Genomic DNA, 12,430 nt, shown 5'->3' on the forward strand with positions numbered 1-12,430 from the left:
AGGAGTTCGCCATGTCTAGAGTTTGCCAAGTGACTGGAAAGCGCCCTATGGTGGGTAATAATGTTTCGCACGCAAACAACAAAACCCGTCGTCGCTTTCTACCAAACCTTCACAACCATCGTTTTTGGGTAGAATCTGAAAACCGTTTTGTACGTCTACGTATATCTACTAAAGGTATGCGCATCATTGACAAAGTTGGTATTGATAAAGTGTTAGCAGATTTGCGCGCACAAGGTCAAAAAGTTTAAGCCACGCGCTTGTCTGCCATCATTTAAAGGAAAGCTATCATGAGAGATAAAATCAAGTTGGTATCAACTGCTGGTACTGGGTATTACTACACCACTACTAAAAATAAGCGCACAATGCCTGGCAAAATGGAGATCAAAAAGTTTGATCCTAAAATTCGCCAACATGTGATCTTTAAAGAAGCAAAAATCAAATAATTTGTATTTTTTATAGAATAATTTTCTATAAATAAAATTATTTGAACAATAAAAAAGGGCCTATCAATTGATAAGCCCTTTTTTATTGTCTGCAATTTATATCTTATTATGAATAAATTGCCTTAAGTTCAATCATAGCCTGTTAGCTATAATTCGTAGGTTCTTTATCATAGACATGCGCATGCCACTGACTCATCTGCTTTTGCATAATCACTTGAATAGCTGCATGAATCATATGCTGACCGATAGCTTGAGTATCACTACCAAGCAACTCTTTAAGCTTATCAGAAAAGTCGATGGTCATTAGTGGTGCTTCATCTTGTTCAGCATCACGTAACAATAATCTACCGTCATCTGCTTCTACCAGTTCAAGAGTCGTCTCTTTAGCAAATCCTGCAAACTTATCTTGGGTATCGTTGTCTACTTCTATCTCATTATCAATATCATATGGCATTTAATGTATCCTCAATTATACCGTCTTGTCATTGCATAGAGTTTTACGTCTCAAGACAACATGGGTAAATGTATCATACTCATACAATGGACGCTTTGACCCTAGAATTCAAGAGCATTAACGCAAGTCTTATAAATAAGCCGATATTGACTACGTCATAATAACTGTTAAATTAACGCCAGTAGCGCAATTTGGCTAAGGTAAATAACAAGGCGACGAACATACCCAGATAATACATGAGTTTTAACTCTAGCGTCGGGTCACGATATTTAAATGGCAGTGCGACGGCGGCAGTAGCGGTGGGAAATATTAACAGCATCAGTAGCCAGCTCTCAAAAACATGTAACCAGCCTTGAAACCCTTCGCCATGACTCAGCGAAGCTAACCCTAACAATAGACAAGCAATAATAAGGCTAGTGAACAAAACATTAGGTAGATCTTTTGGGTAAATAATATTCGCAATACGGGTGGGCATAATTTGCATATAAAATTCCAGTCAAGACGAAAATCATGACTTAATAATGATAAAAAATTTATGAATAATGTGAAATTTAGCTATAAGTGCCCATCAACCATAGCAATGAAATACAAGAAGTCAGATAGCCTAGACTTATCGCATTCCAGCCCGCAATATCAGTACCATTCAACTTGTTGAATACACGCGCACCAAGCCAAAAAAGTAACGGAATACCGAGCACAAAAGCAGGTACTATTACCGCCGCATGGCGTAACACATCTCCGACATCATCCCCCACCATTAAGCGAAAACCATATCCAGCAAGGCTCAGTATCAATGAAAATATCGCTAAGCCAATGGTAATTCCTTTGGGTACTAAACTGCGTTTTTGTTGTCGATTAGACGAACCCTTATCGTCTTGTACTGGTGAGGTTGGCTTATCCATAATGCACCTTTTTGTGACGTAAGACTATTCTTACCTGTATCACTATAATGGCTATTTGCTACTATTTACCAAAGCTAACTCTTGACGCATGGCAGTAATAGCTGCCTGATAATCATCTTGATTAAAGATAGCAGAGCCAGCTACAAACATATCAGCACCAGCCTCAGCGATAGCACGAATATTACTCGCTTTGATACCGCCATCTACCTCTAACCTAATATCACGGCCGCTAGTATCGATACGCTGACGGACTTCGCGCACTTTATCCAAGGTACTTTCGATAAACGACTGCCCACCAAATCCTGGGTTGACGCTCATCAGTAATATTTGATCGACTTTATCCATTACATAATCTAAATAATGCAGTGGCGTGGCTGGGTTAAGTACCAAACCACATTTAGCCCCGCCGTCTTTAATCAGTTGCAAGGAGCGATCAACATGTCCACTAGCTTCTGGGTGAAAAGTAATAACGCTAGCACCGGCTTCTAAGAACTGCTCAATCATACCATCGACTGGGCTAACCATTAGATGTACATCAATGGGTGCATCAATACCATAATCACGTAACGCCTTACAAATCATACTACCAAAGGTCAGGTTCGGTACGTAATGGTTATCCATTACATCAAAATGTATGACGTCGGCGCCTGCTTTTAGAACAGTCTCCACTTCTTCGCCCAAACGCGCAAAGTCAGCAGATAATATTGAAGGGGCGATTAGATATTGTTTAGAAGGGCTAATCATAATTGAGCTACCTAATTAATGTTTTGATAAATTGATAATTTTGGTAAATTGACAAAAACGAGAAGGCTTACCTCAACATTATTAATGCTAGATAAACCGATAAACTTTCTATTCTAAAAAACAATGCCTTAAAAGCTTATTCTTCGGAGACTTGTGCCTCGAAAACTGATATCTTAAAAATTACTGTCTTAAAACTACTATCGTGGCTTATATTGGGTTTTGCAATAGGCACGGCCTACTTCGAAAGATCGTTTCGCTTGATGCTTAGTAGAACGACCGGTTACACGTTGGCGCCATAGACGAAAAGATGAGGGTTTTAGCTGTTGACGCATCAATTTAATGACGTTAGCTTCACTAAGTCCATAACTGTGCTCTATAGCGCCAAAAGGCGTTCTATCTTCCCATGCCATTTCTATCACACGTGATATTTGCGCGGCATCCAGTATTTTATCAGCTGCTAAATTATCTGGTCTTGACTGCAACTGATCTGAGCTCACAATATCTAAGCTGAGCGTATCTTTGGTCTTATTATTGGCTGCTCGTTTTGTGCGTAAAGCTGTATCTATGTCAGCCTGCATAGTAGCAAGTGATGATTGTATATTCTGTTGCTGATTATTTAAACGTTCACCTACGGATGACGCTTGATGATATACCATAAACTCTTACCTTTTGCGTATTAAGTATTTAATTAACCAAGCCCTATTTTATATCAATAACTGAGCTTGGTTAAACTATCCGCTAAGCCGTCTATCTACAGTACAGTCACAAAAATCGCTTTATAAATAATAGTTTAGGGTAAAGTTACAGATAAGCATAAGGGTATAACTAGCTCAACTGCGCCATACGCCAATGATGCTCGATATGATCATTAATCACGGTTTGAATAAAGTAATAGCTGTGGTCGTGACCTGCTTGATAGCGTAGTGTTAACGGCTGTTTGGCTTCTTCACAAGCTTTTTGTAGTTTGGACGTTTGTAGCTGACCTTCTGCTAAGAAGTTATCATCGGCACCTTGATCAACTAAGATACTTGAATACTTGCGACCAGCATTTTTAATCGTCTGCGCTGCATCAGCTTGAGCCCACAGATCGTTATCATCACCGAAATACTCGGTATAAGCTGCTTGACCCCATGCTGACTCACTGGCGGCACACACTGGCGATAGCGCTGAGACACTGACAAACTTACTTGGGAACTTAAAACCTAGTAGCAGCGCACCATGACCGCCCATTGAGTGGCCTGTAATACCAAGACTACTAATGGCAAACTCAGAGCGAAGCAAGTCATACAACTCATCTACGATATAACTTTGCATATTGAAGTTTTCGGCCCATGGTGCATTAGTCGCATCGACGTAATAGCTTGCGCCTTGACCCACAAAATAACGTTCATCGTTCGGCACTTCGTCATCTTCGCTACTTCTAGGAGACGTATCTGGTGCAATAAATATCATGCCAAGCTCGCTACATCTTTGCTGAAAGTGCGCTTTATGAGTAACGTTATCGGCGTTACAAGTCAAACCTGACAAATACAATATGGCGGGGCAAAGCTTTCCTGCAAGCGCTTCATCTGGCAAATAAATACTAAACGTCATTGGCGTTTTGGTCGCTGTTGATTGATGACTATAGTAATGCTGTTCACCGTCAAAGCAGCGGTTCACGCTTTTTTGCGTGAGCTGGGTGTTGGCAGATAGACTATTATTGTAAGAATTATTCATGATTGATATCCTTTTTATCGAAATTAAAACAAATGATGCTTATAAAAATTATGCAATAAGACATTTATCCAATAAGACCATGATACCATTTTCAAAAATTAAAGGAGCGCTGAAAAAAGGAACGCTGAAAAAGGACGCACGTATCAACAGCAATTAGGCAAAACGAATAATAAGAAATCTCAAGCAGTAAGACTTCATAAATAGTGTAGTCAATAATTTTTATAGAAACAATTTTTAGGATGAGCTGGAGCCAAGGTGATTGCTATAACATATAGTCATTTCGAAATAAAATCGATACTTTAATAGCCACATGCTACTGGTATAAATTTTTATTGCGTGCTGTTCGCAAGCGTGACAAAGGCTGCAAAAAATTTACCCCAGCAGCACTGTATCGGTTTTAAAATGATCCAATTATAGAAAATTAGCGTTTATCTTCTACTCTGTAGTAGACGTAGCAGTATTCTCCAGCTTATCAGTAGAATCTTCAGGGATAATATTAATAGGGACAGCAGTATTGTTAGTGATGTTCGCTACTGAAGAGCGCGTCTTATCAAATAACGTCTTTTCAAATGCAGGCAAGGCGGTTTTCATTAAGCTACCGACGACCATTTGTGGCTCTGATGACTCAAAGCCCATAAAGCTTTCGCGCTCACTAACACGTAGGCTGGCATCCTTGAACGCTGCCGCAAAACTGGTGTTTTCACGTAAACTTTCCGCAAAGAAGGCTTGACCAAAATAGGTCATTTCAGCCGTATTAGTACAACCAAACGACATTTTATCGGCTGCTGAAGCGGTAATAACGACAGTCGTTGGTGACGTTAGCTCATCAATGAATGAACCAGAATAACAGGCTGATACCACGATCACGCGCCAGCGAATGCCTGATGCATCAAGTGCTTCTCGTAGCCATGCGGCATCTAGATTATCCATCTCTAGTGGAGGGTTGGATAAATGAATAAAGTCTTGGTCACCATGTGATGATAAGGTCATGAATAACACATCTTCATCAGCATCCATTTGCTGACCGATTTTTTTCAAGCCTTGTAAAATACTAGTCTTAGTCGCCACTGGCTCATCTAGCCAGCTATAAGTATTATTAATTAGCGCCAGTGAATGGCCACTGGTTCCAAAGCGTACATCAAACAATTCTCGCACTTTATTAATTTCAGAGCGAAAGACGTTTTGATCAGAGAAGCCTGCCACACCCATGAAATACCAATCACTCTTACCAGGCATGCTGGGATCAATACTGGCTAAAGCTTGCTGTAATAAGCGTGGCTGCTTATAAAGTGCTGCTTCCTCTAAAACAGGCTGTACAGGTACTTGCTTAAAAATAGGTTGATCAGCGACATTACGCTGCCAAATAGTCAATAGTGCCACAGCGCCTATCAGTATAATAATCCGCTCCCACCACGGTGTACGTTGCCTACGAGCAAAGATCCACAATAATGCTAGCGTTTGCCATAAAAACAGTACTAGAAACAATATCGGTAAAAATGAATAACTCCATTCGGGTAACCAGCCGTGACTGCCTAAAACTTGCACAATGCTTTGTAGCAGTGCAGATAACGTGTCGGCCACCAACCATAGCACTACTGGTACAAATACCAGCATCTGGTTGCCAGAACGCCTCGCAAGAATAATACCGACTAAAGAGATGATTGCGGGCCAAATCAAATAGCTGACCAATCCTTGTTCATTGAAGACACTCCCCGCTTCAGCAGCTAACCAAGAAAACAGTACGTTACTGCCTAGCGCTAATAAGGCAAATAAGGCAAATTGTACAAAGGTTGGTTTTACCCAAGAAAACGCACGGGTCGACCCTACCAACATCCAAAGGGCAGCGATAATATTGGCAGCGAAATTGAGCGAGAAGCGCTGAAGTGAAATGGTTTTTAGCGACGAGAGTGGCAAAGACTTAGACCTCTATCCAGTCGAGAGAAATGACTATCATCATACCGATAACATAACCTCATAGTTTATCCTGCTAATCTATCGCGATTGTAACGGATTGTCAGCTAAGACGATAAGCATAATTTGTAAAAACCCATATAAAATATTAACTTAAAAAGCGAATAAAAAAAGGAGGCCTTGAATTCAAGACCTCCTTTCACATCAGCTACTAGACATTACCGCATCAATAATTCATTGACACGTTTAAGATAAGCAGCTGGATCTTCTAACTGACCGCCATCAGCCAATAATGCTTGGTCAAAGATGACTTGCGCAAGGTCGTCAAACTGCTCACTACTCTCAAGCTTTTTGATAAGCGGATGATCAGGGTTAACTTCTAATGTTGGCTTACTCGCTGGTACATCTTGACCCATCTGCTGAAGCATTTGAATCATTTGTGGTGACAGCTCGCCTTCACCAACGACTAAGCAAGCTGGACTGTCTACCAGACGTGTTGAGACTTTGACATCTTTTGCACGTTCGCCTAACGCCACTTTAAGTTTATCGACGACTGGCTTCATGATTTCTTGTGCCTTTTCAGCTTCTGCCTTTTCTTCATCGTCCTGCAAGTCGCCCAAATCTACAGCGCCTTTAGCGATGTTTTGTAGCGGCATATCATCAAACTGAGTCAAGAAGTTCATTGCCCATTCATCGACACGGCTAGTCATTAAGATAACTTCGATGCCTTTTTTCTTAAACAGCTCAAGTTGCGGACTGTTTTTGGCAGCGGCTAAGTTATCAGCCGTTAGATAGTAGATAGCCTTTTGACCGTCTTTCATGCGCGCTTTATAATCTTCAAAGCTAGTCTCGACCTTATCATTAGTGCTGGTGGCATAACGAAGTAACTTGGCAATACGTTCTTGATTGCCCATGTCTTCGCCAACACCTTCTTTGATAACATCGCCAAATTCTGCGTAGAACTGCGCGAATTTTTCTTGCTTGTCATTGTCTTCGCTATTGGCCAAACTTGATAGCATTGTCAGAATGCGACGCGCGTTACCATCACGAATAGATTTCACATCACGTGATTCTTGTAGTAATTCGCGGCTAACATTCAATGGCAAGTCTGCTGAGTCGATAACCCCTTTTACAAAGCGTAGATACATCGGTAGCAGTTGCTCAGCGTCATCCATGATAAATACGCGTTTGACGTAAAGCTTAAGACCATGCTGCTGTTCACGAGTATATAAATCTACTGGTGCTTTTTTGGGGATATACAGCAATTGCGTATATTGAACGCGACCTTCAACACGGTTGTGCGTCCAAGTCAGCGGCGCATCCATGTCATAAGTGATGTTTTTATAAAAATCGACATACTCGTCATCTTCAATCTCAGACGCTGAGCGGGTCCAAAGCGCACTGGCTTTATTGATAGTTTCCCACTCATCGGTAAGTACCATCTCGCCGCCAGCTGGAGTATTGCTCGCCTCAGAGTCTTCCCCTTCTTCCTTTACATCTTCTTGCCAGACTTCTTTACGCATCTGAATCGGCAGGCTGATATGGTCTGAATATTTATTGACCAAACGCTTAATTTTGCCGCGATCTAGGTAGTTATCTTCGCCTTCAGAATATTCTTCTTTTAGATGCAAAGTGATGGCTGTGCCACGCGCTGCTTTATTGATAGGCTCAACCGTAAAGCTACCAGTACCATCTGATACCCAGCGCACCCCTTTATCCGCGGGGTCGCCTGCTTTGCGCGATTCAACACTAATCGTATCAGCTACGATAAATCCTGAATAAAAACCAACACCAAACTGTCCGATCAATTGACCGTCTTGCTTTTGTGATTCAGACAACTTATCTAAGAATGCTTTAGTACCTGATTTAGCAATCGTACCCAAGTTTTCGATGGCATCCGCTTCATTCATACCGATACCATTATCAGTAAAGGTAATGGTTTTGGCCTCGATATCGACTGCAATACGAATACGCAGCTCACCATCGTCTTCATAAAGACTATCGTCATTGGTAGCTTCAAAGCGCAATTTATCACACGCATCAGAAGCGTTAGAAACCAGCTCACGCACAAAAATATCGGCATTAGAATAAAGCGAATGGGTCACTAAATGCAGCAGTTGCGCAACTTCCGCTTCAAAAGTGTGTTTTTTTAATTCAGGGGTACTTTCATTAACGTTACTGTTATTAGTATTGAGATTATCAGCGTTGTTATTATCCGCTTGGGTCTGTTCACTCATAAAAAACTCCTATTATTCTTACCAAAGATGCTGTTAGCAGCATATATTAATCACAAGAACTGCAAGTACTAGCAAATAAGCGCAGCTAATTGATAAAATCTGCGATAAATAATGCTAGGCTGGTTAATCAAATAGGGGCACGGTCAAAAATTTCAAGCATAAATGGTAGCTTTATTAAGTTTAAAGCATCATTTAACTTCTTTTTGCTTATCCTGAATCACAGATTAGCGCGGCATCGGTCGAATAGTTAGGATTTGCTCGCTGCGACCAAAAGGCCCATGCACATCATGCAGTACTGAACTGGTAAGCCCTATTCCGTCATCGCCATATTGCTGTACCGCTTCGATACCAAGCCAGCGACCTTTAGGTGCGCGGTGCATATGAATTTGCAAATCAGTATTGGGGAACATCCACTGGGCGGCTGACAGCTCTATTCCAAGCCGTGGCACGACGCCATTGGCCGTATCAACCATACCTAATAGATGTACCAAATCATCGGTTGGTTCGCCTGCCACCATCTCGATATCATTGGTTATCCAGACCATGCCTTTACCCGCACGACGATCTGGAGAAGCAACCAAACGCACGCTTTCAATAAAACCGCCAGGCCAGCCTTTCATGTCGTCCCAAACAGGCAATCCATCTGGCTGATGCAACGCCTTTTGATCTTCTAACCCTGCAACAACGCTAGTATCTTGAGTCATCAGTCGCCACGCACGAGCGATAATACAATCGCGGCCACGACTGCTCATTACTGCTTCTATTAGCTCGATGGTCTTGCCCGGACGAATGCAACGGGTAGTAACCGTAAACTCATCAAGCGGAATCAGTCCCAAGATATCAAGACTAATACGGGCAACGCGCATATTGGCTTGCGGTGCAAACTTTTCTAATTCGACCGCCAGTAACCCAGTCGCTGGCGCCATGTGTTGTTCATGTTCATTCCACGCACCTTGCGCATGCTCAGTTGGCTGATAATGCGCAACGCAGGTACCATCTGTTTGCTGTTCACGTTTTATAAAGTTGTAATAAGCTGACATAACCATCCTTAGTTTTTTATAAAATCTCTCGGACCAATCCATTGTTTCGATTGTTATGAGAAGTGGCTGTATGTAAAAAACATCACTACGTTTTATTATGAGGGTTTATTAAACACACTCTAATAGTGTTTTTTTGAACTCAGTATTTTTAGACTCAGTATTATTGTGTTACTCATAGGCTATTTGGGCGCTGGTTTACCTTTACGCCCTACCTAATAAGCTCTTGTTTTCTTATATTAAGAATCTTGCGACTCTTTATAATTAAGAATAATAAAAAGATCATAATCACAATTAAGGCACTATAAAAAAGACTATTGTCTTTCATAAAATGCACGATATTCAGCCCAAGCAACACGACAACCAATCCAATTACAAACATATTTATTTTCAATTGCTTGTTAACCTCGTCAAGAGTCGCTTCTGCTAGTACAAACCTTTTTTTCTGTTTTTTCATTCTACCTAACCTATTAGTAGATGGTTTTTATTAAGCACTTTATTTTGAACGGATTATACCTCTACTTGCCTACTTGGGTAACCGGAATACGCAAGGCTTTCGGCAAACTAAAGGTCACGTTTTCCTCAATACCCGACAACTCACTAGGCAAATCACCGCCCCAATCTTGTAGTTGTTGTAGCACTTCTTGAATCAGTATTTCAGGCGCTGAAGCTCCAGCGGTTACCCCAACACTTTGAATCCCATCGAACCATTTACGATTCATCTCGCTAGCATCATCAATCAGATATGCTTGGCAATTCATGCGCTCTGCTAACTCACGCAGACGATTAGAGTTTGACGAGTTTGGTGAGCCCACCACTAAGACGACTTCACAGCGACCGGCCAAATCTTTGACCGCATCTTGACGGTTTTGGGTGGCATAACAGATATCGTCTTTGCGCGGACCTTGAATACTAGGAAACTTGTCACGTAATGCATCGATGACACGAGCGGTATCATCCATCGAAAGCGTGGTTTGGGTGACAAATGCCAAACGTTCAGCATTTTGCACTGTCAACGCTTCGACATCAGTTTCATTTTCAACGAGGTGGATTTGTCCACCATGACGACGGTTAAAGCGCCCCATCGTGCCTTCAACTTCAGGGTGTCCAGCATGTCCGATTAGTACTGCATCCATACCGTCTTGCGCAAATCTTGCGACCTCGATATGTACTTTGGTGACCAAAGGACAAGTTGCATCAAAGACAGTTAGGTCACGACGTGTCGCTTCGTCTTCAACGGCTTTCGAAACTCCATGTGCGGAGAAAATAACGATTGAGCCGTCCGGCACTTCATCCAGCTCTTCGACGAATACCGCGCCACGATTGGCCAAGTCTGAAACCACAAACTTGTTATGCACGACTTCATGACGCACATAAATAGGTGGCTCAAAACGGGTCAATGCTTCGTTAACAATCGCAATTGCGCGATCCACACCAGCACAAAATCCACGTGGATTAGCAAGATAAATTTGCATAAGGCAGCCTATCATTGGATAATTTAGATTCTAAAAAATTAGGGTGAAACGAATACTCTACTTTAGCATAATTTGCTTTTATTGCCTTTTAAAATACCACCGTTCCAGTCGTAATTGAACTGGAGAGGCGACTAACTAAAATAAAAGTATTAAAAGCAGTTTATAATTACCAAGCAATCATGCTTTCTATCACTCTACATGATGGCATTTTATCTTTTTACCAGCCTTTATCCGTTCATTAGGACACACTGTATGACAGGTTCATTATTTATCATTACTGCCGCCTCCGGTACTGGCAAGACCTCACTGGTTAAACAGCTACTTGCTACCACCAACGATTTGACTGTTAGTGTCTCTCATACCACGCGCGCTCCACGACCTGGCGAGATTGACGGTCAGCATTATCACTTTACCAGCATAGATATGTTTACAAAGGCTATCGGCGAAGGACAGTTTTTAGAGCACGCCGAAGTGTTTGGTAACTATTACGGCACCTCAGAGTCAAGTGTACGGGCGCAGTTAGAAGCGGGCATTGATGTCATTTTAGAGATTGACTGGCAAGGCGCGCTGCAAGTTAAAAATATATTTGCCGAGGCAATCATGATTTTTATCTTGCCACCGAGCGTTGCGACGTTACGTCAGCGTCTATCGACACGTGCGACAGACAGTACCGATGTTATTGAACAGCGCTTAGCAGGCTCAGTTAATGAGATGTCGCAGTATGTACATGCAGATTACGTGGTAATTAATGATAATTTTGAGGTTGCCTTGACTGAGCTGAAAGCCATTATCGTTGCTGACAGACAGACTTTAACACGTCAACAACAGCGATATAGTCGCGTTATTACAAACTTATTATCAGGCTCGCCTGACCAATCATAAGCCTAATATTCAATCTTATATCCTCTAAAAGATTAGACGTAAAAAGCAACTGCGCGTTTGGGTAAATAAATGCTATAATAGCCAGTTATTACCCCTTATATTTTTGATACTATTTTTATCGAGTTGCGGGCAATGTCCGTTACTGATAAAAACAACCGAGGTAGCTATCTATGGCACGAGTGACGATTGAAGATTGTTTGGAAAATGTTGATAATCGCTTTGAATTGGTATTAGTTGCCAGCAAACGCGCTCGCCAGCTGGCTAAAGGTATTGCTGAGCCGCTAGTAGAAGTTGACAATGACAAACCTACCGTATTGGCGCTACGTGAAATTGCCGCTGGCAAGATTACTCGTGATATCCTAAATCAGCCGGAGCATACTTTTGCGACCAGCTCACTAGATTTAGCATTATCGGGTGATCATAGCTTTTAGAGCTGTATAATCTTGATTTTATTTAATCTGTAGTAATATAATTTATATTACAGTTTGAAATGAATGCTATAACAAAAACCACAGTGTCATGCTGTGGTTTTTGCCGTTTAAGTCCAATAGGTAAGTCCAGCATGATTTTCTAAACGATTGTCAATAGTCGTTACTCGGAGATAGCTGGTACCATTTATTATTACTTAA

The 12,430-nt window shown here is 41.6% G+C and carries 14 protein-coding genes; 4 read left to right on the forward strand and 10 right to left on the reverse strand.

Annotation, left to right across the window (positions count from 1 at the left end; translation table 11 throughout):
- Positions 1 to 11: 11 nt before the first annotated feature.
- Entirely contained in the window at positions 12 to 248 is a 237-nt protein-coding gene (gene rpmB, locus AK825_RS11400) for a 50S ribosomal protein L28 (protein WP_068037487.1), read from the forward strand.
- Positions 249 to 287: 39 nt separating this feature from the next.
- Complete coding sequence (gene rpmG, locus AK825_RS11405; protein ID WP_068037488.1) at positions 288 to 443, forward strand: 50S ribosomal protein L33; 156 nt, start codon at positions 288 to 290, stop codon at positions 441 to 443.
- A gap of 142 nt (positions 444 to 585) precedes the next feature.
- Here the strand turns inward: rpmG and AK825_RS11410 are convergent, their stop codons facing one another.
- The 10 genes from AK825_RS11410 to ispH all read right to left on the reverse strand — a co-directional run bounded on the left by AK825_RS11410 (position 586) and on the right by ispH (position 10,919).
- Positions 586 to 897: a hypothetical protein gene (locus AK825_RS11410; RefSeq protein ID WP_068037491.1), complete on the reverse strand. Its 312-nt coding sequence runs from the start codon at positions 895 to 897 to the stop codon at positions 586 to 588.
- Positions 898 to 1,069: 172 nt separating this feature from the next.
- Positions 1,070 to 1,381 carry a hypothetical protein gene (locus tag AK825_RS11415; RefSeq protein WP_068037494.1) on the reverse strand — a complete coding sequence of 104 codons (312 nt, stop codon included), beginning with the start codon at positions 1,379 to 1,381 and terminating at the stop codon, positions 1,070 to 1,072.
- A gap of 67 nt (positions 1,382 to 1,448) precedes the next feature.
- Positions 1,449 to 1,799: a hypothetical protein gene (locus AK825_RS11420; protein WP_068037496.1), complete on the reverse strand. Its 351-nt coding sequence runs from the start codon at positions 1,797 to 1,799 to the stop codon at positions 1,449 to 1,451.
- 51 nt (positions 1,800 to 1,850) lie between these two features.
- Positions 1,851 to 2,543 carry a ribulose-phosphate 3-epimerase gene (rpe, locus tag AK825_RS11425; RefSeq protein WP_068037497.1) on the reverse strand — a complete coding sequence of 231 codons (693 nt, stop codon included), beginning with the start codon at positions 2,541 to 2,543 and terminating at the stop codon, positions 1,851 to 1,853.
- A gap of 197 nt (positions 2,544 to 2,740) precedes the next feature.
- Entirely contained in the window at positions 2,741 to 2,989 is a 249-nt protein-coding gene (locus AK825_RS15015) for a TIGR03643 family protein (protein WP_275477977.1), read from the reverse strand.
- A 379-nt stretch (positions 2,990 to 3,368) separates the two neighbouring features.
- On the reverse strand, positions 3,369 to 4,259 hold the full coding sequence (gene fghA / locus AK825_RS11435) for an S-formylglutathione hydrolase (protein ID WP_068037498.1): 891 nt from the start codon (positions 4,257 to 4,259) through the stop codon (positions 3,369 to 3,371).
- A gap of 435 nt (positions 4,260 to 4,694) precedes the next feature.
- Entirely contained in the window at positions 4,695 to 6,173 is a 1,479-nt protein-coding gene (locus AK825_RS11440; protein ID WP_068037499.1) for a C13 family peptidase, read from the reverse strand.
- Between the two features lie 215 nt (positions 6,174 to 6,388).
- Complete coding sequence (htpG, locus tag AK825_RS11445; protein ID WP_082787247.1) at positions 6,389 to 8,407, reverse strand: molecular chaperone HtpG; 2,019 nt, start codon at positions 8,405 to 8,407, stop codon at positions 6,389 to 6,391.
- A 224-nt stretch (positions 8,408 to 8,631) separates the two neighbouring features.
- The gene (locus AK825_RS11450) at positions 8,632 to 9,447 is read right to left on the reverse strand and encodes a thioesterase family protein (protein WP_068037504.1); all 816 of its coding nucleotides are present in this window, start codon (positions 9,445 to 9,447) and stop codon (positions 8,632 to 8,634) included.
- Positions 9,448 to 9,962: 515 nt separating this feature from the next.
- Positions 9,963 to 10,919 (reverse strand): 4-hydroxy-3-methylbut-2-enyl diphosphate reductase, encoded by a 957-nt coding sequence (gene ispH, locus AK825_RS11460; RefSeq protein WP_068037506.1) that lies wholly within the window; start codon positions 10,917 to 10,919, stop codon positions 9,963 to 9,965.
- Positions 10,920 to 11,171: 252 nt separating this feature from the next.
- On the opposite strand from ispH, the gene gmk reads away from it, so the two are divergent.
- Positions 11,172 to 11,801 (forward strand): guanylate kinase, encoded by a 630-nt coding sequence (gene gmk / locus AK825_RS11465; RefSeq protein WP_068037509.1) that lies wholly within the window; start codon positions 11,172 to 11,174, stop codon positions 11,799 to 11,801.
- A 170-nt stretch (positions 11,802 to 11,971) separates the two neighbouring features.
- Positions 11,972 to 12,232, forward strand: coding sequence for a DNA-directed RNA polymerase subunit omega (rpoZ, locus tag AK825_RS11470; protein WP_068037513.1), 261 nt, complete (start codon positions 11,972 to 11,974; stop codon positions 12,230 to 12,232).
- Positions 12,233 to 12,430 lie beyond the last annotated feature (198 nt).

The organism is Psychrobacter sp. P11G5 (assembly GCF_001593305.1).
Lineage (GTDB): Bacteria > Pseudomonadota > Gammaproteobacteria > Pseudomonadales > Moraxellaceae > Psychrobacter.

Excerpts from the sequence above, each read along its gene's own strand:
- htpG (WP_082787247.1), bottom strand. The coding sequence starts at position 8,407 with ATGAGTGAACAGACCCAAGCGGATAATAACAACGCTGATAATCTCAAT.
- rpmB (WP_068037487.1), top strand. The coding sequence starts at position 12 with ATGTCTAGAGTTTGCCAAGTGACTGGAAAGCGCCCTATGGTGGGTAAT.
- fghA (WP_068037498.1), bottom strand. The coding sequence starts at position 4,259 with ATGAATAATTCTTACAATAATAGTCTATCTGCCAACACCCAGCTCACG.
- rpe (WP_068037497.1), bottom strand. The coding sequence starts at position 2,543 with ATGATTAGCCCTTCTAAACAATATCTAATCGCCCCTTCAATATTATCT.
- AK825_RS11450 (WP_068037504.1), bottom strand. The coding sequence starts at position 9,447 with ATGTCAGCTTATTACAACTTTATAAAACGTGAACAGCAAACAGATGGT.
- rpoZ (WP_068037513.1), top strand. The coding sequence starts at position 11,972 with ATGGCACGAGTGACGATTGAAGATTGTTTGGAAAATGTTGATAATCGC.
- AK825_RS11415 (WP_068037494.1), bottom strand. The coding sequence starts at position 1,381 with ATGCAAATTATGCCCACCCGTATTGCGAATATTATTTACCCAAAAGAT.
- rpmG (WP_068037488.1), top strand. The coding sequence starts at position 288 with ATGAGAGATAAAATCAAGTTGGTATCAACTGCTGGTACTGGGTATTAC.
- ispH (WP_068037506.1), bottom strand. The coding sequence starts at position 10,919 with ATGCAAATTTATCTTGCTAATCCACGTGGATTTTGTGCTGGTGTGGAT.
- gmk (WP_068037509.1), top strand. The coding sequence starts at position 11,172 with ATGACAGGTTCATTATTTATCATTACTGCCGCCTCCGGTACTGGCAAG.
- AK825_RS11420 (WP_068037496.1), bottom strand. The coding sequence starts at position 1,799 with ATGGATAAGCCAACCTCACCAGTACAAGACGATAAGGGTTCGTCTAAT.
- AK825_RS11410 (WP_068037491.1), bottom strand. The coding sequence starts at position 897 with ATGCCATATGATATTGATAATGAGATAGAAGTAGACAACGATACCCAA.